This window comes from Streptomyces sp. NPDC057854 (genome assembly GCF_042797055.1).
Lineage (GTDB): Bacteria > Actinomycetota > Actinomycetes > Streptomycetales > Streptomycetaceae > Streptomyces.
In genome coordinates this window covers 177,578-196,292 of record NZ_JBHVMF010000010.1, presented here as the reverse complement: position 1 = coordinate 196,292, position 18,715 = coordinate 177,578, and the positions used below count along the sequence as shown (strand labels likewise).

18 protein-coding genes are annotated in these 18,715 nt (G+C 69.4%); 9 read left to right on the top strand and 9 right to left on the bottom strand.

Going from position 1 to position 18,715, the window contains the following annotated elements; translation table 11 throughout:
• Window positions 1–6: 6 nt before the first annotated feature.
• Entirely contained in the window at window positions 7–624 is a 618-nt protein-coding gene (locus ACFVQZ_RS17095; protein WP_030492925.1) for a TetR/AcrR family transcriptional regulator, read from the bottom strand.
• 39 nt (window positions 625–663) lie between these two features.
• Window positions 664–1,176, bottom strand: coding sequence for a pyridoxamine 5'-phosphate oxidase family protein (locus ACFVQZ_RS17090; RefSeq protein ID WP_030492926.1), 513 nt, complete (start codon window positions 1,174–1,176; stop codon window positions 664–666).
• A 273-nt stretch (window positions 1,177–1,449) separates the two neighbouring features.
• Here ACFVQZ_RS17090 and ACFVQZ_RS17085 point away from each other — a divergent pair, with 273 nt between their 5' ends.
• The 4 genes from ACFVQZ_RS17085 to ACFVQZ_RS17070 all read left to right on the top strand — a co-directional run bounded on the left by ACFVQZ_RS17085 (window position 1,450) and on the right by ACFVQZ_RS17070 (window position 5,056).
• On the top strand, window positions 1,450–3,183 hold the full coding sequence (locus ACFVQZ_RS17085; RefSeq protein WP_383623282.1) for a recombinase family protein: 1,734 nt from the start codon (window positions 1,450–1,452) through the stop codon (window positions 3,181–3,183).
• A gap of 502 nt (window positions 3,184–3,685) precedes the next feature.
• Complete coding sequence (locus ACFVQZ_RS17080; protein ID WP_383623279.1) at window positions 3,686–3,922, top strand: hypothetical protein; 237 nt, start codon at window positions 3,686–3,688, stop codon at window positions 3,920–3,922.
• Between the two features lie 2 nt (window positions 3,923–3,924).
• Window positions 3,925–4,422: a hypothetical protein gene (locus ACFVQZ_RS17075; protein ID WP_383623276.1), complete on the top strand. Its 498-nt coding sequence runs from the start codon at window positions 3,925–3,927 to the stop codon at window positions 4,420–4,422.
• A gap of 298 nt (window positions 4,423–4,720) precedes the next feature.
• Window positions 4,721–5,056 (top strand): HNH endonuclease, encoded by a 336-nt coding sequence (locus ACFVQZ_RS17070; protein ID WP_383623406.1) that lies wholly within the window; start codon window positions 4,721–4,723, stop codon window positions 5,054–5,056.
• Here the strand turns inward: ACFVQZ_RS17070 and ACFVQZ_RS17065 are convergent.
• Window positions 5,053–5,289: a hypothetical protein gene (locus ACFVQZ_RS17065; protein WP_383623273.1), complete on the bottom strand. Its 237-nt coding sequence runs from the start codon at window positions 5,287–5,289 to the stop codon at window positions 5,053–5,055. The two genes, ACFVQZ_RS17070 and ACFVQZ_RS17065, sit on opposite strands and share 4 nt — an antisense overlap.
• 598 nt (window positions 5,290–5,887) lie before the next feature.
• Window positions 5,888–7,252 (bottom strand): hypothetical protein, encoded by a 1,365-nt coding sequence (locus ACFVQZ_RS17060; protein WP_383623270.1) that lies wholly within the window; start codon window positions 7,250–7,252, stop codon window positions 5,888–5,890.
• Window positions 7,253–7,392: 140 nt separating this feature from the next.
• On the opposite strand from ACFVQZ_RS17060, the gene ACFVQZ_RS17055 reads away from it, so the two are divergent.
• The 3 genes from ACFVQZ_RS17055 (at window position 7,393) to ACFVQZ_RS17045 (ending at window position 9,679) form a co-directional block, all read left to right on the top strand.
• Window positions 7,393–7,605, top strand: a complete 213-nt coding sequence (locus ACFVQZ_RS17055) for a hypothetical protein (RefSeq protein ID WP_383623267.1) — start codon at window positions 7,393–7,395, stop codon at window positions 7,603–7,605.
• Window positions 7,606–8,240: 635 nt separating this feature from the next.
• Entirely contained in the window at window positions 8,241–8,696 is a 456-nt protein-coding gene (locus ACFVQZ_RS17050; RefSeq protein WP_383623264.1) for an NUDIX domain-containing protein, read from the top strand.
• Between the two features lie 104 nt (window positions 8,697–8,800).
• On the top strand, window positions 8,801–9,679 hold the full coding sequence (locus tag ACFVQZ_RS17045) for a hypothetical protein (RefSeq protein ID WP_383623261.1): 879 nt from the start codon (window positions 8,801–8,803) through the stop codon (window positions 9,677–9,679).
• Window positions 9,680–9,734: 55 nt separating this feature from the next.
• On the opposite strand, the gene ACFVQZ_RS17040 is transcribed toward ACFVQZ_RS17045, so the two are convergent.
• A complete protein-coding gene (locus ACFVQZ_RS17040; RefSeq protein ID WP_383623258.1) occupies window positions 9,735–9,986 on the bottom strand; it encodes a GntR family transcriptional regulator in 252 nt (83 codons plus the stop codon).
• Window positions 9,987–10,147: 161 nt separating this feature from the next.
• On the opposite strand from ACFVQZ_RS17040, the gene ACFVQZ_RS17035 reads away from it, so the two are divergent.
• The gene (locus ACFVQZ_RS17035) at window positions 10,148–10,543 is read left to right on the top strand and encodes a hypothetical protein (RefSeq protein ID WP_383623255.1); all 396 of its coding nucleotides are present in this window, start codon (window positions 10,148–10,150) and stop codon (window positions 10,541–10,543) included.
• Entirely contained in the window at window positions 10,540–10,746 is a 207-nt protein-coding gene (locus ACFVQZ_RS17030; RefSeq protein WP_383623252.1) for a hypothetical protein, read from the top strand. The genes ACFVQZ_RS17035 and ACFVQZ_RS17030 overlap by 4 nt, the downstream gene beginning before the upstream one ends.
• A gap of 79 nt (window positions 10,747–10,825) precedes the next feature.
• Here ACFVQZ_RS17030 and ACFVQZ_RS17025 read toward each other — a convergent pair whose 3' ends face one another.
• From ACFVQZ_RS17025 to gltB, 4 genes are all read right to left on the bottom strand, one after another.
• Window positions 10,826–11,173, bottom strand: coding sequence for a VOC family protein (locus ACFVQZ_RS17025; RefSeq protein ID WP_383623249.1), 348 nt, complete (start codon window positions 11,171–11,173; stop codon window positions 10,826–10,828).
• Between the two features lie 60 nt (window positions 11,174–11,233).
• Window positions 11,234–11,953, bottom strand: coding sequence for a VWA domain-containing protein (locus tag ACFVQZ_RS17020; protein WP_383623246.1), 720 nt, complete (start codon window positions 11,951–11,953; stop codon window positions 11,234–11,236).
• A 189-nt stretch (window positions 11,954–12,142) separates the two neighbouring features.
• Complete coding sequence (locus ACFVQZ_RS17015; protein WP_030492929.1) at window positions 12,143–13,603, bottom strand: glutamate synthase subunit beta; 1,461 nt, start codon at window positions 13,601–13,603, stop codon at window positions 12,143–12,145.
• Window positions 13,596–18,170, bottom strand: coding sequence for a glutamate synthase large subunit (gltB, locus tag ACFVQZ_RS17010; protein WP_383623243.1), 4,575 nt, complete (start codon window positions 18,168–18,170; stop codon window positions 13,596–13,598). Before gltB ends, ACFVQZ_RS17015 begins: the two co-directional genes overlap by 8 nt.
• Window positions 18,171–18,715 lie beyond the last annotated feature (545 nt).

Sequence of the window (18,715 nt, the reverse complement as noted above, 5' to 3'; positions counted from 1 at the left end):
GGCGGGTCAGGCGCGGACGGCGATCCCGTCCAGGACCATCGACAGGTACTGGCGGGCGATCTCCTCGGGGCCGTGCTGTCCGCCCGGCCGGTACCAGGAGGCCGCGACCCAGACGGTGTCGCGGAGGAAGCGGTAGGTGAGCCGGAGGTCGAGGTCGGCCCGGAACACCCCGTCGGCCACCCCCCGCTCCAGGGTGCCGAGCCACGCCTTCTCGAACCGGTTCTGCGAGTCCGTGAGGTACGCGAACCGGGGCAGGTCGGTGAGGTGCCGGGACTCCTTCTGGTAGATGGCGACGGCGGCGCGGTGCCGGTCGATCTCCCGGAAGGACTCGGTGACCAGCGCCTCGACCGTCTCCCGGGGGCCGAGACCGGCGGCGAGCACGGCGTCGTACCCCTCCCACAGCTCCGTGAGGAAGGTGGACAGGATCTCGTCGAGCATCGACTCCTTGGAGTCGAAGTGGTAGTAGAGGCTGCCGGCGAGCATCCCGGCGGCGTCCGCGATCTTGCGGACGGTGGTGGCGTTGTAGCCCTGGGCGGCGAACACCTCGGCGGCGGTGTCGAGGAGTTCGCGGCGCCGCTCCGGCGCGGCGGCGTTCACCTGGTTCTTCTTCTTGGTCGCTGACACCCGCCCATTGTCGTCGGTCCGGCGCGGACCGGGGCGGGCTCAGCCGTCCTCGCGCGGCGGGGCGTCGTCGTTGCCGCGCCGCAGGGTGCGGAGCGCCCGGCCCGGACGCCAGGTGGTGAAACAGATCTCGTCGCCCTCGACCCAGGTCCGTACGACCTCGGCGGGCTCGACCCGGAAGAGGTGGAACGGCAGCGGCGCCCCGGCCTCGGCGGCGTACCGCTCGACCTCGCCGGCGTCGGTGACCTCGACGGCACGCCCCGAGATCCGCACGTCGCCGCCGCCCATGTCCGTGCCGGCGCCGGGGTTGGCGAGCAGCGAGAAGCGGGGGTCGCGCCGCAGGTCGAGCGCCTTCCGCGAGCGCGGCATCATGCCGAGCCACAGCTCACCGCCCCGGAAGTCGGCCTCGATGCCGCTGAGCCGCGGCGAGCCGTCCTTCCGGAGGGTGGCGAGCGCGTGGTGGGTGTACTGGCCGAAGCGCTCCCGCACGGTGGCGGCGAGGGCGGGTTCGGCGGCGGCGAAGGCCGCCCAGGTGACGGTTCCGGTGTCTCGCATGGGTCCAGGAGACACCGGATACCCGACACCTACTGTCCGGATTGCTCCAGGCAGGCCACGGAAACCGGCCGGTCCGGGCGTTTCGGGCGCTGTGGGCGGTCCGGGTGCCCCCGGGGTCACGCTCCGGCGCGCTCCGCCTTGCTGCGCTCGACGCAGAACTCGTTGCCCTCCGGGTCTCCCAACACACGGAACTAGTTGTTCTGGAGTGTTGCCGTGGGTACGTCGGTGTTGGTCAGAGATGCAGTCGGGAATTCGCTGGTCTCCACAGAGACCATGACGACTACACCGCGGAACCCTCTTGCGGGCACGGTCTACACCGAGACCCTTCGGGGGGTCCGGTGCGTCCGGCTGTCCGTGCTCACAGACGAGACCACCAGCCCCGAGCGGCAGCGCGAAGCCGGCGACGTAGCGGCAGCCGCGAACAACATCAGCTTCGGCGAGGGTGACCAGCTCCGCGAAGCCGTCGACCTTGACGTCTCGGCTTCCAAGATCAGCCCGTTTGATCGCCCGCAGCTCGGCGCGTGGCTCGCCCGCCCGGATGACTTTGACGTCCTGGTGTGGTGGCGGTTCGACCGTGCCATTCGGTCCATGAGCGACATGCAGAACCTTGCCGAGTGGGCGAGGACGCACCGGAAGGTTCTGTTGTTCGCCGAGGGCATCGGCGGGGGCCCGATGGTTCTGGACTTCCGGAACCCCATGGACCCCATGAGCGAACTCATGATGCTCATGCTTGCCTTTGCCGCTCAGGTGGAGTCGCAGAGCATCCGGGACCGCGTAACCGGTGCCATGGCCGCTATCCGCAAGATGCCGCTTCGGTGGCGCGGCGGGCGCCCCCCGTACGGATACATGGCAGTCCCGATGCCCGCCGAACATGGCGGGGTCGGCTGGACGCTCGTTCCCGACCCGGATGCCGTCAAGGTCATCGAGCGCATCGTTCGGGAACTCTTGGAAGGGATGACCGTCTCCGCTATCGCGGCGGGGCTCAACGAAGACGGGGTGCCGAGCCCGCGCGATCACTGGGCCCTCAAGAAGGAGCGCGAGACCGGCGGCAAGACCGGCGGAGCCAAGGGGTCGCACGTCGTGCGCGACATGTTCAAGTGGACCCCCGCCGTCATCACGCGGATGCTGCGTAACGAATCGCTGCTCGGCTGGAAGATGCACAAGGGCAAGCCCGTGCGGGACGCCGAGGGCAACCCGGTCATGCAGACCGAACAGCCGATCATGACCCGTGCCGAGTTCGATGCCATCGGCGCCGTGCTCGACTCCCGCAGCATCGACAACCGCGAGCGGCACGACACGGACGCGCTGCTGTTGCGCGTGATCCACTGCGACTCGTGCGGGGGCCGTATGTACCTCAGCAAGCAAGAGGGCAAGCGCGGCAACTACAAGTGCAACAGCCACGCCCGGGGAGACGTCTGCGAAGCCCCCTCCAACATTCGGGCGGACTGGGCAGACGAGTACGTGACCGCGGAGTTCCTGCGGCTGGTCGGCCCGATCCAGACCAAGCACGTAGTAGAGATCCCGGGTTACGACCCCGAACCCGAGTTGCTTGCCACGGTCGCCGAGTTCGCCGAGCACCAGGAACAGAAGGGGCGGCAGAGGTCCAAGCACGCGGCTGCCGAGTGGCAGCGCCGCGCGGACGCGTTGGATGCCCGTATAGCCCTGCTGGAAGCCGCCGAGAAGGTAGAGCCGAGCCGAGTCGTCACCCCGACCGGCCGCACGTTCGCCGACGAGTGGGCGGAGAAGGACACCGCGGGCCGGCGAGCCATGCTCACCGAAGCCGGGGTCCGGCTGGACGTACGGCGCGGCACCCGTGGCGGGTGGCGGAAGCTGGACACGCGCCGCGTGGACTTCACCATGCGCGGAGAGCTGGACCCCGCCGCGGAAGCCGTCACCGACACCGCCGGGGACCAGGAAGCCGAGAGCCGCAACGACGCGCCACCGGCCCCGGGCAACGCCGTACGGCTCGCGGAGACGAGCGGAGAACGTGTGCTCACCGCTGCGTGACCGGACGGCCGTGCCGCCCGAGCCAAGCCCCGGTAGTCCCTCACGGACAGCAGAGGCTTTGCTGTGCTCGCAGCGGGGCCGACCAGCGGACCGAGCCATGACGGTATGACGGTTCAGACTATTTTTTCGTATGCACAAGAAAAAATAAGGAGAAAACCAAACCGACCGTCGAAACGCCATGCCGTCATGTGGTCGGCAGGATCTTCCCGCTCTCTACAACACGAGGGGTGGCACGGTACGGCTTGCGGCCGGACAGAGGGTGCGGGAATCTGCTGGCCTCCACAACACAGTGAGGGGCTGTGCAGAGTCACCGAGCGCGCCGCACGGCGGGTGCCGGGAATTCGTTGCCCCTTACTACACAGAGAAGGCGCGGGGTGGCTCCTGTGCGCCCAAGGGGGCTGCGGGGCGGGAATCCACTGGTCCCTACAACTGAGTAGCACCGCCCCGCACCGGGTTCGGCGGTGGTAGGGCCGTCGGCGATAGAGAACAGGAGAGGTAGCCCATGGGCGCCATTCTGAGTGAAGCGGGATTTCTGGACGGGCCGAGGAACAAGGGGCAGATCCAGGCCGATGCATGGAAGCGGGACGAGCGGATGGAGGAACTGGCCGCTCTCAAGGTGTCGAACCCCGAGACGTTCGACCGTCTGAACCCGACTTTGCGGATGAGTCTCGGCTACTACGAGCAGGACAAGAAGGTGGCTGCCGAGCACGGCCGCGATGTGACCAACGGGGGTAAGTGAGCATGGCTACTGACATCGAGAAGGCTGCCGAGCGGGTGGCAAAGCTGCGTGCACAGGCGGAGAAGTTCGCCGGACCACTGGCCGAAGCGGAAGCCGAGTTGGAGGCAGTCCAGGAGGCGGAAGCGGCGCGCCGTGCCGAGCGAGAGGGGCAGTACAACCGCAACTTCGTCCGCACATGGATGGACCGTGCGGAGGAGGCCGCTCACTCCGGCGATGACGCACACGCGCGGTTCCTGGAGGCTCTTTCCGCAGAACCGTGGTTCGCGGCGTATGTCGAGTACCGGTCTGCCCGCTACAAGCGAGGGCACGTCCTCACCGAGGCGCAGCGTGCCCAGACGGCGCTACGAGAGGTGGTGACGGTGCCTGAACAGCGTTGGTACGACGCCGAGATCCTGGACGAGATCCAGCGGGCCGTAGAGAAGCAGGCGGCAGCGCTGGGGGCCAAGTTCTCTGAAGACCTGGACGCGCAGCGCGAAGCCTTCATTGCGGAACGGGACTGACGATGGCTGTTGACGCGCTCGACCCGGGCCCGGACGGGGATTACCCGTACTTCCCTCGTGATGCGCAGGGACGGCCGCATTGGTCCGACACGGACCCGGCGCCGGAAGGGGGAACAGTGATGCCCCGCGGCGTCCAGCCGATGCGCGATCCGGCGAACCCTGGTCGCGTGGTGTTCGTGGACGTCACACCACGCCTGCCGGATGGCTCGCCCATCGATCCGCCGCCCATCCCGCCGAAGGGAACGACCCCCGCGTAGTGCAGGGGTTGTGCGGGAAGAGCTGGGGGGCTGCACAAGTGATGCAGCCCCCACCCGTTGTCCGGGCCTCTTCTCGCCGGCAACGCCGAGCCCGGAGCCGACGACGAGCGGCCCGGAACGATGCTGCTGCAAGGCTCCGCCGGATCATCGAGCGGAAGGGGCACGCGTGGTGTGACTGGTGCCTGGACGACTTCCCCGCGGCGGACGTGGACGTGGACCACGTGCGGCCCCTCTCGATGGGAGGGACCGACACGGACGGCAACGTTCAAGTGCTGTGCCGGGGGTGTCACCAGCTCAAGACCAGCACCGAGTTCGGGGCGTCAGGCTTGCCTGATTTCCAGACTCCCCGTGCTGCATCTGCGGTGTCCAGATGCTAGAAGACGATGTTCTTGGCGGCGTCTTGGATTTCGTTCGTCACCGCACCGAACTCGTTGTTCTGTCCGCTAAAAATCGAGTCGCCTTGTGCGTCAAGGGCGAAGTTGTGCGACTGGTCCAGCACCAGTCCTCCCGAGTCCCCGGCCCCGATCGAATCGGCGTGCGCAGTGCTGGTGAAGGACAGGGCGGCCCCTGCAAGGGCAATGGCGGCGAGTGCGCGCTTGGTGTTGTTCATGCCTCACCAACGATCTTGGACCTGTCGGGTCACGTTCAACACTGCCCCCTGCGTAACGAGGTGTGCCCATGCCCCGTAGACCCCGCCCCCCGTGCTCGGTACCCGGGTGTCCCGAACTGACTGCCCGTGGTGGCCGCTGTGCCGCTCACGAGCGTGAGGCGAACGCACTGCGGGAGACACCAGGGACGAGCGCGTACGGGCGACGGTGGCCAAACATCCGGCGCCGCTACCTCTACGCCCATCCGTGGTGCGTGCTGTGCACGAAGCCGGCGACGGTGGCCGACCACTTCCCGGAGTCGCGTCGCTCGCTGGTCGCGCGTGGTGTGTCCGATCCCGATGCGTGGTCGCGGCTGCGTCCGCTGTGCACGTCGTGCCACAACCGCGAGACCGCGAAGCATCAGCCCGGCGGATGGGCTGCCGAGCGCGTCCGTCCTCGCTTGCCCGAGCCCCCGACCAGGGGGTGACCCCCTCCCCGAGCCCTGGAAGCACGGCAGGGAGGCAAAAAACTCGCATGGCTCATTTGAGCGTTTCCGCGGAACGCTGATCGCCCCGCCAGTCCTCTTTCGTGAGGCTGGCGGGGCTTTCTGCGTTCAGGAAGTTACGCGGCCTTGAGCTTGGCCACTTCGCGCACGCGTTCGTGAAGTTCCCGAACGACGGAAGAGTTGCGCGGCATCGTGAGTGCCCGGAGCTTGCCGAAATGTTCGTCCCCGCGCGCGGTGGACAGCACTTCGTAGTCGTCCAGGAAGCGCCCCCACGTACGGCATGACTCTTCGAGGTGCCCGTGTTCGTGCTGCCGCTGTGCCAGCACCGCGTGCGCGTGGAGTCGGCCTTGACGTTCCGACGGGGACATGACCCGGATGGAGGACTTGAGTGCCTTGATCGAACCTTCCAGGTCCCGCCCCTCGTAGTGGACGTGCGAGACGTGGAACAGGAACGCGGCACGGTCGTAGCCCCCCACGGCGTCGCGCCGCGAGTCCGCCCGGGAGAGCGCGGTTTCCGCCTCCCGGAGCCGGACGACGGCCGTCCGCCGGTCGCCGACCATCGCGGAGGCGTGGGCTTGCTGCCCCCGCAGGAACGCCACGAGACGGGGACCGGCCGCACCGGTCGGAGCCGCCTCTGCCGCAGAGTCCGCGAACTCCAGGGCTCGCCGGCCGTAGCGCAGGTGTGATGCCTGCAAGCTCATCCCGCGCAGGGTCCGGCAGTACGTGAGCTGGTCGCCGGACTCCCGAGCGAGGTCGAGAGCGTGCAGGTAGTAGGTCTGTCCCAGACCATGGGCGCGCTCGTACATCGCCATCCACCCGGTGAGATAGACCAAGTCGGAGGCGGCGGAGAGCATGTCACGGTGTACGGCTTCCGGTGCTGCCGCGCGCAGGTACCCGCCAACGGTGTTGACGAGGAACGCCGATGCCATCGGACGGGCGTGCCCGCCGCCGAGATCATCGAGAATGTCGGCGATCTTGTCTGTCATCCGTCGAACGGTCTCGACCTCACCTCGACCGATGCGACCCGTGGGCCTGGTGATCCTTCCCTGGTCTTCTGCGTGCGCCGTGGTCATCAGCGCGGAGAAGGCCGGAACGGTGAGGGCGGCGGAGTACAGCGTCGTCGTGAGCAGCTTGCGGCGGGACGGGTCCATATCTTCCTTCCCGAGGTCGATAAGAGAATCCACGGTGTCACGCCCGGGATCGGCAGCCACCCCGGCAGGCCGCTGCAAGCCCGCTTCCGCGTAAGAGACCGGGCGCCCTAGCTTCCGTTCCAGTACGGCGATGATCACGGGCCTGATCTGGGGTTTTGGCTGCCCGCCCTGCTTCCATTGCGATACGGAAGGTTGGCGGTAGTCGACCGTCAGACCGGCTTCGGCAGCAACGCGGTTCACGGCATGGGCGAACTTCGTTTCCGAGTATCCCGCCTGTTCAAGGAGGGTGCAGAGACCTTCATTGCGCGGTCGTTCGGAAGCTCTGGGCACGACAACCCCCGGCGCTTATGAGTCTTATGGTTTGCCCTCCCCGCAACGGTACCGGTTCAAGCGTGCTTCGCGGTTTGCTCTTCGTACGCAAGAGATCAGCGCACGGCGGGAACAAGCCGTTCCCGTGAAGGAGGTGAGCCGTGATGGATGGCCCCCCGGCAGACCCGGTGACGAGTGTGGACCACCCGCAGGTGCCCGACGGGGACCGGATCGACGACGCCGGGCACGACCAGGCCGTGCCGACCGGCACCGCCGATGACTCGCCCGTACTGGTCGCCCTCATGGCGCGGGTCTCGGAGGAGAACGGGATGCGCCGAGCCATCCGGAGCGGGACGCCGGGGATGCCTCAGTGAGGACCGACAGAGTGCGGACCTACGCCGAGTCCCCGATCACCCTTCCGATGACGTCCGTACCGCCCGCCGTGCCCGTCCCGGGCTGCACGACATGTGCGCTCGCGGCGGAGGGAGAGCGGTACAGCGTCCGCGTCCGCGACGAGTCAGCGGCTGCGGACTACCGCGTCGAGATACGCAATCACCCGCACGAGGAACCGAAGTTGATGATCAAGGAGTGTGCTCCGTGACCACGGCGCCGGCTGTCGCGGTCCCGGTCTACCGCCTGGCCAAGTATCCCGGGCGGGAGTCCGAGGTGACCATGACGGCTCGCTGCCTGGGGGGCGGGTGTGCTTGGGAGTCGGCGCCGATACCGGCCGACATGCCCTCGGGTGGGTGTGAAGCGCACACGGCCACGACCGGACACACCGTCTTTGCCGTGACGCTGGAGTACGTGGCACTGGTGACCCGTGAGTGAAGGAAGCCGCGGCCGTCACGGTGACCGCTCTTCTCCTGCTGCTCTCTCTGCTCGTCGCCGTCCTTGTGGAGTGACGCGGCGCGCGTCGGTTTCGCAGAGCGGACGTGACCCCCTCGCGGTCTGACAGGTTGGTGCCGTGTCCGGCAACCCTGCGGACCTGTTCCCCTCGAAAGGCTTGCTCATGAAGCGCGTTGTGGCCCGGCTCTGGCGGCTCATCCGGGGCCCGTTGCAGTGGCGCGTCCTGTGGTTCGCCCATGCCAAGTTCATGGTGGGCGTCACCGGTGTCGTACGCGACGACCAGGGGCGCGTTCTGCTCCTCAAGCACCGGATGTGGCCGCCGGAGCGCCCGTGGGGACTGCCCACGGGCTATGCGATCAAGGGCGAGGAGTTCCCGGCGACCATCGTCCGGGAGGTGAAGGAAGAGACCGGACTCATCGTCAAGCCCGGTCGCCTGGTGAGCGTGACGAGCGGTTACAAGCTCCGCGTGGAAGTCGCCTACGAGGCACTGCATGCCGGAGGAACGCTGTCCATCGATGGTTTCGAGATCTTGGAGGCGCAGTGGTTCGAACCGGACTCCCTGCCGGAGGGGATGCAGGACTCCCACCGGCAGCTCATCAGGGGCACCACCCCGTCGTAGCCCCTCTGGCACCGAACGAAACGGTGGTCGGCGCGCGGGCGTCAGAGGCTCTGGCCTCCCTGCGGGCCGACACCGCCGTCCTCACCTCGGCCCACCCCGACCACGTGTTCCGCACCGCCACCGAACGTCTGGCCCGATGGCAGGCGGCGGGTCTGGACACGGGGGTCTTCCATGCCGGCTTCTACATGGCGTGGGATCGGTACGTCGAACTCGGACTCTCGCAGATGCTCCCGTTGCACCGGGTCCTGGTAGGGGCGGAGTCATCGCGCCCCGGTGCGTTCGGGGGATTCCACCACCCCGACCAGGGATACCGGCACTTACAGATGGTCGCGCTGGTCACCATGCACGGTCCGTTGGGGAGCGACGTTCCCGAACGGGCGAACCTGGCCCTACTCGATTTGTTGCGTGCCTACGCACACGACTGTCTCCACTTCGGTTCCCGCCGTCGGTACGTGGAAATCGACGGGCGCTTGGTTCGCACGCAGTACGGCATCAACTTCCGTCGCGCGTCCGGACGTACGTACTCCGCCGCTGACCCGAAGGACGCGCCGCACACCCGAAACCTCGGCGTCGTCATGGAGGGAGCGTGCGACAGGGAAGCCCGCCGCATCACCCGTGAGGCCGCTGCACGTGTCGGAGTCGAGGAACCCGGGGACATGATGGGAAGGCTCGCGTTCCGAGACGTGACGGGTACCCTGGCGGGGGACGACGGAGCCGCTTCGGCCGACGAGCCCACGGACGAGATCACGCGTTACACCGGGGCGCTCTGGCGCTATGAAACTGGGGTGAATCGGCGGTACGCGTCGTTCCTGGACGAGTTCGCTCCCGGGGAACAGGAAGACCTACACACCCTTGTCCTGCGCTCGGTGATCAGCGGAGCGACCGGGACCCTCTCGGGATGGCTGGACGACCGGCACGGCCCCGGTACCTTCGCCGGCCTGTTCCGTACGCCGGAGTACTTCGATCCCGGGGTGCCCGTCTGAACGGTTCCTGCGTTGTCCGTGCACCCGCGCCCCCAGGGGTGCGCGGACGTGCCACCTACGTGTTCTCGCTGCGGTCGCGTACGTAGGTGCCCCGCTGCGGCACGGTGTAGACGTATCCGAGTTCCCGCAGGTGCCGCACCGCACGGCGGGCGGTGTCCCGGGCTACACCCCACCGCTGGATCAACGCCGACTCCGAGGGGATCGGACGATCTACCGCGAGGGCGCCCGACTCGATATCCCGGATGAGCTCCGCCGCGATCTGCTGGTACGGCGGTGTTGGGGCTTCGTAATCAATACTCGGGCTCATGGGGGAAGCGTAGACAACCAGCCATAGCGGGAGCCGTTCCTATACGTAGGTAGACGAGGGTAGAGGAGTTCGTTACCGTCGAAACGAAAAACGCCCTGAGGAACCGATTAGGCCCGGTCCCTCAGGGCTTGCCGAGACAGCTTTAGGGAGCTGAAACGACCATGCGTGAGCTTATCGCCCTCGCCGCTATCGGACTGGGGTCTCTGCTCGTCCTCTGGTGTGTGCTGGAACTGTGGCCGGACCGACGTCGGCCCGGACGCCACTCCGCCGCATACTGCGCGCCCGAGACCCTGCCTACCCTCGCGGTACCCCGTGCGGCGCCGTGGCCGACCCTGACCCCGGAGCACGTCGCCACGCGACACACCCCGCTCCGCGGCGAGGACACCGCCCTGATTCGCCCCTACGTCCGCGTGGACGACACCTTGGAACTACGGGTGATCCGCGAGCGTCGTACGGCTGCGGTCCTCGCCACGCTCGGCGTGGACTACGCGTACGGGTACGCGGGAGACCACTTCGAAACCCTCGCCGCTCTCACCGCTGCGGGGGTGACCGCATGACCCGCGAAGCACTCACCACCGCCCCCGCCCCCGCGCCCTTCGGCGCCTACTGCGTCCGCTGCAAGCGGTGGACGTGGGCCCCCGTGGAAGTCGGCTACGTCGAGCGTCAGAGCGGCCCCGGATTCGTCCTCTGGGGCTGCCCGAGCCACGCCGTAGCCATGACCCCCCGCCCCATGCCCGGAGAGCTGGAGGGGGGCGCGTAGCCCCTCGCAGACAGCAAAACGCCCCGTTCGGCCAAGTGCCGGGCGGGGCTCTGTCGTTGGTACTGACGTGCGCGTATGCTCAGAACTGGTAGTCAGAGGTGTTGGGGTCCGCCAGGGTCGCCCAGCCCGTCCCGTCCGGGTTCCGGTGGTCGCCGACGAGCGTCGCGCCGAGCGCGAGCACCCGCTCGATCTCCTCGTCCCGGGTCCGGTCCTGCGGCTGGAGGTCGAGGTGGACCCGGTTCTTCACGGTCTTCCCCTCGGGGACCCGGATGAACAGCAGGGAGGCGCCCGCGGACTCGACCGTCGCCTCGGGGTCCCCGGGATGGTCGTCGTCGGCGAGGGTGCCGTCCAGCACCTCCGCCCAGAAGCGGGCGAGGGCGTAGGCGTCGGCGCAGTCGACGGTCACGTGGCGTACGAGAGAGCTCATGGCGTCATGATCCCCGGCGGGCCGCCCGCCGGCCATCGGATTGCCGGGCGGGCCGGCCCGTCACGGCCGGACGATGCCCTGGGCGCGGGCGGCGGCGAGCCAGCGGGGGAACTCGGCGACCAGCCGGTCGTACAGCTCCGCGTCGGCGACCCGGCCGGGGTCCTTCCCGGCGTGGAAGAAGCCGGAGTTGTCGACGCACCGCCGCTCGGGGACGGCGAGTTCGTCGAGCCGGCGCAGGAAGTCGAACTGCTTGCTGCCGGGGTCACCGAAGCCGACGAACTGCCAGAAGAGCGGCAGCCGGGCGGCCTTGCAGACGTACCGCTCGGCGGCGAGCCGGTTGATGGGGCCGCCGTCGGTCTGGAAGACGACGAGCGCGGGCGCGGTGGCCCCGCTGTCGAGGTAGTGGTCGATGACCGCGTCCATGGCGAGGTGGTAGCTGGTCTTCCCCATGTGCCCGAGGCCGGCGACGATCCGCTCGACCCGCCCCTGGTGGTCGTCCAGCCGGATCTCCGTCTCGGCGTCGACGTCGGTGGAGAAGAAGACGACCGGCACCCGCCCGTCGTCGTCGAGCTGGGCGGAGAGCCCGAGGACCCGGTCGGCGAGGGCCTGGACGCTGCCGTCCTTGTAGTACGGCTTCATCGAGCCGGAGTAGTCGACGACGAGGTAGACGGCGACGCGCTGCCCGTCGACGCCGTGCCGGCGCAGCGACTCCCCCGCCGTCTTGTACAGGCTGACCAGCGCGGGCGCGGTCTCCTCGACCTTGCGCAGGCTCAGTGCCATGGGGGTCTCTCCTCGTGTCCGTCCGCCGTCCGCCTCTGCTGGAGGACGGCGGACCGGTGGGGACGGTTCCGTCCCGGACGCCCGCGCCCCGCACACGGCGACGCCCGCCCCAGGTGTCCTTGGTCGGGGACGGGGCGGGCGTCGCTCGGTTCCGTACGCCGTTGTACGGGACGTTCGGGGGGCGGTGCGTCAGACCAGCAGGGCCCGGTCCGTCGGCCGGATCGGGGCCGGCAGGGAGCTGGCGCCGGTCAGGTAGCGGTCCACGCCGCGGGCGGCGGAGCGGCCCTCGGCGATGGCCCAGACGATCAGCGACTGGCCTCGGCCGGCGTCGCCGGCGACGAAGACGCCGTCGACGTTGGTGGCGAAGTCGGCGTCGCGGGCGATGTTGCCCCGCTCGTCGAGGTCGACGCCGAACTGGGAGACCAGGCCGTTCTGCACGTCGGTGCCGGTGAAGCCCATGGCGAGGGTGACCAGCTGGGCGGGGATCTTCCGCTCGGTGCCGGGCTTCTGGGTCAGCTTGCCGTCGACGAACTCGACCTCGACCAGGTGCAGGAACTGGACGTTGCCGTCCTCGTCGCCCTCGAAGTGGGTGGTGGAGACGGAGTAGACCCGCTCGCCGCCCTCCTCGTGCGCCGAGGTGACCTTGTACAGCATGGGGAAGGTCGGCCAGGGCTGGTGGGGGCTGCGCTCCTCGCCCGGCTTCGGCATGATCTCCAGCTGGGTGACGGAGGCCGCGCCCTGGCGGTGGGCGGTGCCGACGCAGTCGGCGCCGGTGTCGCCGCCGCCGATGACGACGACGTGCTTGCCCTCGGCGGAGATCGGGGAGGCCACGAAGTCGCCCTCGACCACCTTGTTGGCGAGCGGCAGGTACTCCATCGCCTGGTGGATGCCCTTGAGCTCGCGGCCGGGGACCGGCAGGTCGCGGGCGGTGGTGGCGCCGGCGGCGACCACGACCGCGTCGAACCGCTTGCGCAGGTCGGTGGCGGTGATGTCGCGGCCGACCTCGACGCCGGTGCGGAACTTGGTGCCCTCCGCGCGCATCTGCTCGATGCGGCGGTTGATGTGCCGCTTCTCCATCTTGAACTCGGGGATGCCGTAGCGCAGCAGGCCGCCGATGCGGTCGGCGCGCTCGTACACGACCACGGTGTGGCCGGCCCGGGTCAGCTGCTGGGCGGCGGCGAGGCCGGCCGGGCCGGAGCCGATGACGGCGACGGTCTTGCCGGAGAGGCGCTCGGGGATCTGCGGCTTGACGTCGCCGCCGTCCCACGCCTTGTCGATGATGGAGACCTCGACGTTCTTGATGGTGACGGCCGGCTGGTTGATGCCGAGGACGCACGCCGACTCGCACGGGGCCGGGCACAGGCGGCCGGTGAACTCCGGGAAGTTGTTGGTGGCGTGCAGGCGTTCCTGCGCCGCCGACCAGTCCTCGCGGTAGGCGTAGTCGTTCCACTCGGGGATCAGGTTCCCGAGCGGGCAGCCGTTGTGGCAGAACGGGATGCCGCAGTCCATGCAGCGGCCGGCCTGCTTGCTGATGATCGGCAGCAGGGAGCCGGGGACGTAGACCTCGTTCCAGTCGCGGACGCGCTCCTCGACGGGGCGGGTCCGGGCGACCTCGCGGCCGGTGGTGAGAAAGCCCTTCGGGTCAGCCATGGGTCGCCGCCTCCATCATCTTCTCGGTGGTCTCCTGCTCGGAGAGACCGGCGAGCTCAGCGGCGTCCTTGGCGGCGAGCACGGCCTTGTACGTGGTGGGGATGATCTTGCTGAAGCGGCTCACCGCCGCGTCCCAGTCGGCCAGGAGCTTCTCGGCGACGGTGGAGCCGGTCTCCTCCTGGTGGCGGCGCACGACGTCGTGCAGCCACGCCTTGTCGGTGTCCGACAGCTCCTCGATCGCTCCGTGGTTGCCGGAGTTGACGTTGGACCGGTCGAGGTCGATGACGTAGGCGACGCCGCCGGACATGCCCGCCGCGAAGTTGCGGCCGGTCTCGCCGAGGACGACCGCCGTGCCGCCGGTCATGTACTCGCAGCCGTGGTCGCCCACGCCCTCCGAGACGACCAGGGCGCCGGAGTTGCGGACGCAGAACCGCTCGCCGGTGCGGCCGCGCAGGAACAGCTCGCCGCCGGTGGCGCCGTACGCGATGGTGTTGCCCGCGATGGTGGAGTACTCGGCCAGGTGGTCGGCGCCGCGGTCCGGGCGGACGACGATCCGGCCGCCGGAGAGGCCCTTGCCGACGAAGTCGTTGGCGTCGCCCTCCAGGCGGAGGGTGACACCGGCCGGCAGGAAGGCGCCGAAGGACTGGCCGGCGGAGCCGGTGAAGGTGAGGTCGATGGTGTCGGCCGGGAGGCCGGCGCCGCCGAACCTCTTCGTCACCTCGTGGCCGAGCATGGTGCCGACCGTGCGGTTGATGTTGCGGATGGCGACCTGGGCGCGGACCGGCTGGGCCTCCTCGGCGGAGGCGGCGTTCAGCGCCTCGGCGGCGAGCTGGATCAGCTGGTTGTCGAGCGCCTTCTCCAGGCCGTGGTCCTGCTCGACCACGGCGTGGCGGACCGCGCCCTCGGGCAGCTCGGGCACGTGGAACAGCGGGGCGAGGTCGAGGCCCTGCGCCTTCCAGTGGTTCACGGCGCGGCTGGTGTCGAGCAGCTCGGCGTGGCCGACGGCCTCCTCGATGGAGCGGAAGCCCAGCTCGGCGAGGAGCTCGCGGACCTCCTGCGCGATGAACTCGAAGAAATTGACGACGTACTCGGCCTTGCCGGAGAAGCGGTCGCGGAGGACCGGGTTCTGGGTGGCGATGCCGACCGGGCAGGTGTCGAGGTGGCAGACGCGCATCATGACGCAGCCGGAGACGACGAGCGGCGCGGTGGCGAAGCCGAACTCCTCGGCGCCGAGCAGCGCGGCGATGACGACGTCGCGGCCGGTCTTCAGCTGGCCGTCGGTCTGGACGACGATCCGGTCGCGCAGGCCGTTGAGGAGCAGCGTCTGCTGGGTCTCGGCGAGGCCGAGCTCCCAGGGGCCGCCCGCGTGCTTCAGCGAGGTCAGCGGGGAGGCGCCGGTGCCGCCGTCGTGGCCGGAGATGAGGACGACGTCCGCGTGGGCCTTGGACACGCCGGCCGCGACCGTGCCGACGCCGACCTCGGAGACCAGCTTCACGTGGATGCGGGCCTGCGGGTTGGCGTTCTTGAGGTCGTGGATCAGCTGCGCCAGGTCCTCGATGGAGTAGATGTCGTGGTGCGGCGGCGGCGAGATGAGGCCGACGCCGGGCGTCGAGTGACGCGTCCTGGCGACCCACGGGTAGACCTTGTGGCCGGGCAGCTGGCCGCCCTCGCCGGGCTTGGCGCCCTGGGCCATCTTGATCTGGATGTCGTCGGCGTTGACCAGGTACTCGGAGGTGACGCCGAAGCGGCCGGAGGCGACCTGCTTGATCGCGGAGCGGCGCGCCGGGTCGTACAGGCGCTCCGGGTCCTCGCCGCCCTCACCGGTGTTCGACTTGCCGCCGAGCCGGTTCATGGCGATGGCGAGGGTCTCGTGCGCCTCCTGGGAGATGGAGCCGTACGACATGGCGCCGGTGGAGAAGCGCTTGACGATCTCGGAGACCGGCTCGACCTCGTCGACGGGGATTGGGGTGCGGCCCTCGGCGGCGAAGCCGAACAGGCCGCGGAGCGTCATCAGGCGCTCGGACTGCTCGTTCACCCGGTCCGTGTACTGCTTGAAGATGTCGTACCGCTTGTTCCGCGTGGCGTGCTGGAGGCGGAAGACGGTCTCCGGGTCGAAGAGGTGCGGCTCGCCCTCGCGGCGCCACTGGTACTCGCCGCCGATCTCCAGGGCGCGGTGCGCCGAGGCGATGCCGGTGGCGGGGTACGCCTTGGCGTGGCGGGCGGCGACCTCCCGGGCGATGACGTCCAGGCCGGCGCCGCCGATCTTGGTGGCGGTGCCGTTGAAGTACCGGGCGACGAACTCCTCGTCGAGGCCGACGGCCTCGAAGACCTGGGCGCCGCGGTAGGAGGCGACCGTGGAGATGCCCATCTTCGACATGACCTTGAGGACGCCCTTGCCGAGGGCGTAGATGAGGTTGCGGATGGCCTGCTCGGGCTCGATGTCCGAGAGGAAGGTGCCGGCGCGGAGCAGGTCCTCGACGGACTCCATGGCGAGGTACGGGTTGACCGCCGCGGCGCCGTAGCCGATGAGCAGGGCGACGTGGTGGACCTCGCGGACGTCGCCGGCCTCGACCAGCAGGCCCACCATGGTGCGCTGCTTGGTGCGGATGAGGTGGTGGTGGACGGCGGCGGTGAGCAGCAGCGACGGGATCGGCGCGTGCTCGGCGTCGGAGTGCCGGTCGGAGAGGACGATCAGGCGGGCGCCGCCCTCGATGGCCGCGTCGGCCTCGGCGCAGATGGCGTCGATGCGGGCGGCCAGGGCCTCGCCGCCGCCGGAGACCCGGTAGAGGCCGGAGAGCGTGGCGGCCTTCATGCCGGGCATGTCGCCGTCGTGGTTGATGTGGATGAGCTTGGCCAGCTCGTCGTTGTCGATCACCGGGAAGGGCAGGGTGACCGAGCGGCAGGAGGCCGCGGTCGGCTCCAGCAGGTTGCCCTGGGGGCCGAGGGAGGAGCGCAGGCTGGTGACCAGCTCCTCGCGGATGGCGTCCAGCGGCGGGTTGGTGACCTGCGCGAAGAGCTGGGTGAAGTAGTCGAAGAGCAGCCGGGGGCGCTCGGAGAGGGCGGCGATGGGCGAGTCGGTGCCCATGGAGCCGATCGGCTCGGCGCCGGTGCGGGCCATCGGGGCGAGGATGACGCGGAGCTCTTCCTCGGTGTAGCCGAAGGTCTGCTGGCGGCGGGTGACCGAGGCGTGGGTGTGCACGATGTGCTCGCGCTCGGGGAGGTCGGAGAGCTCGATCTCCCCGGTCTCCAGCCACTCGGCGTACGGCTGCTCGGCGGCGAGGCCGGCCTTGATCTCGTCGTCCTCGATGATGCGGTGCTCGGCGGTGTCGACGAGGAACATCTTGCCGGGCTGGAGGCGGCCCTTGCGGACGACCTTGGCGGGGTCGATGTCGAGGACGCCGACCTCGGAGGAGAGGACGACGAGGCCGTCGTCGGTGACCCAGTAGCGGCCGGGGCGCAGGCCGTTGCGGTCGAGGACCGCGCCGACCTGGACGCCGTCGGTGAAGGTGACGCAGGCGGGGCCGTCCCAGGGCTCCATCATCGTGGAGTGGTACTGGTAGAAGGCGTGCCGCGCGGGGTCCATGGAGTCGTGGTTCTCCCACGCCTCGGGGACCATCATCAGGACGGCGTGCGGCAGCGAACGGCCGCCGAGGTGCAGCAGCTCCAGGACCTCGTCGAAGGAGGCGGTGTCGGAGGCGTCCGGGGTGCAGATCGGGAAGATCCGGTCGAGGCCCTTGCCGGCCTTGCTCTCGCCGAAGACGTCGGTGGCGAGCTGGGCCTCGCGGGCGGTCATCCAGTTGCGGTTGCCCTTGACCGTGTTGATCTCGCCGTTGTGGGCGACGAAGCGGTACGGGTGGGCGAGCGGCCAGCTCGGGAAGGTGTTGGTGGAGAACCGGGAGTGGACGAGGGCGACGGCGGAGGCCAGGCGCCGGTCCGACAGGTCCGGGAAGAAGGGCTCCAGCTGCCCGGTGGTGAGCATGCCCTTGTAGACGAGGGTGCGGGCGGAGAGCGACGGGAAGTACGCCGCGGCCTCGCGCTCGGCGCGCTTGCGGAGCACGAACGCCTTGCGGTCCAGGGCGATGCCGGTGCTCTCGCCGTCCGCCACGAACAGCTGGCGGAAGACCGGCATGGTGGAGCGGGCGGTGGCGCCGAGCAGGGCGGGGGCGACGGGGACCTCACGCCAGCCGAGGACGGTCAGGCCCTCGTCGGCGGCGATCGCCTCGATGGCGGCGGCGGTCTCGTCGGCGGTGTCGACGGGGAGGAAGGCGGTGCCCACGGCGTACGCGCCGGCCTCGGGCAGCTCGAAGCCGGTGACCTCGCGGAAGAAGGCGTCCGGGATCTGGAGCAGGATGCCGGCGCCGTCGCCGGAGTCGGGCTCGGAGCCGGTGGCGCCGCGGTGTTCGAGATTGCGCAGTACGGTCAGCGCCTGCTCGACCAGCTCGTGGCCGGCCACACCGGTGAGGGTGGCCACGAACCCGACACCGCAGGCGTCGTGTTCGTTACGGGGGTCGTACATGCCCTGGGGGGCGGGGCGACCGTCCATGGGCGACCAGGCGTCGGAACGCATCGGCTCTCCCGTCGTCGTCGTGGCATATGCAGATGCCGAGGGACGACGTTGGCCCTCCGCGAAATTTCGTGCAGGTTACATGATGGCGCGCTTCTCGCCTAGCGGATAGCTCGTTCCAGCATGCGGACGATTCCGATACGGAGCGGCGGTGCGCGTTCACCGGTTTCCTGGGGGTGCGGGGACAGCGACGGCACCGTGACTGATCCGCGGGGGACGACGCCGTTCGGGCTCGTCCGAGAAGGGCTTCGTTGCCCCACGACGCTTCAGCCTCTTTCCCGTCCGTCACGGGTTCGAAACCGCCGGGTAACCGGCTACATATGTGGCGTCCTGCATAGTGTCTCACCGCCGCGCGGGTTGTGACCAGGGATATGCGTCACAGTGAGAATGCGGCCTCTGCCCCGAAAAGTCACCCCGAAAGCCCGAAAGGCCCCATGCGGGGGCCTCTCGGGCTTCTGCGGCGGTACGGATTCCGTTCCGCCGGTTGCGGCGGGAACGGGCCCCACGGGCGGGCCCGCGGACGGTCCGGCGCGGGCCGGGCGGCGGGG

Coding starts and splice junctions, on each gene's coding strand:
- ACFVQZ_RS17050 (WP_383623264.1), top strand. CDS start 8,241: ATGAAGCGCGTTGTGGCCCGGCTCTGGCGGCTCATCCGGGGCCCGTTG.
- ACFVQZ_RS17025 (WP_383623249.1), bottom strand. CDS start 11,173: ATGAGCTCTCTCGTACGCCACGTGACCGTCGACTGCGCCGACGCCTAC.
- ACFVQZ_RS17015 (WP_030492929.1), bottom strand. CDS start 13,603: ATGGCTGACCCGAAGGGCTTTCTCACCACCGGCCGCGAGGTCGCCCGG.
- ACFVQZ_RS17035 (WP_383623255.1), top strand. CDS start 10,148: ATGCGTGAGCTTATCGCCCTCGCCGCTATCGGACTGGGGTCTCTGCTC.
- gltB (WP_383623243.1), bottom strand. CDS start 18,170: ATGCGTTCCGACGCCTGGTCGCCCATGGACGGTCGCCCCGCCCCCCAG.
- ACFVQZ_RS17090 (WP_030492926.1), bottom strand. CDS start 1,176: ATGCGAGACACCGGAACCGTCACCTGGGCGGCCTTCGCCGCCGCCGAA.
- ACFVQZ_RS17040 (WP_383623258.1), bottom strand. CDS start 9,986: ATGAGCCCGAGTATTGATTACGAAGCCCCAACACCGCCGTACCAGCAG.
- ACFVQZ_RS17070 (WP_383623406.1), top strand. CDS start 4,721: ATGCAGCCCCCACCCGTTGTCCGGGCCTCTTCTCGCCGGCAACGCCGA.
- ACFVQZ_RS17020 (WP_383623246.1), bottom strand. CDS start 11,953: ATGGCACTGAGCCTGCGCAAGGTCGAGGAGACCGCGCCCGCGCTGGTC.
- ACFVQZ_RS17065 (WP_383623273.1), bottom strand. CDS start 5,289: ATGAACAACACCAAGCGCGCACTCGCCGCCATTGCCCTTGCAGGGGCC.
- ACFVQZ_RS17080 (WP_383623279.1), top strand. CDS start 3,686: ATGGGCGCCATTCTGAGTGAAGCGGGATTTCTGGACGGGCCGAGGAAC.
- ACFVQZ_RS17075 (WP_383623276.1), top strand. CDS start 3,925: ATGGCTACTGACATCGAGAAGGCTGCCGAGCGGGTGGCAAAGCTGCGT.
- ACFVQZ_RS17030 (WP_383623252.1), top strand. CDS start 10,540: ATGACCCGCGAAGCACTCACCACCGCCCCCGCCCCCGCGCCCTTCGGC.
- ACFVQZ_RS17085 (WP_383623282.1), top strand. CDS start 1,450: ATGACGACTACACCGCGGAACCCTCTTGCGGGCACGGTCTACACCGAG.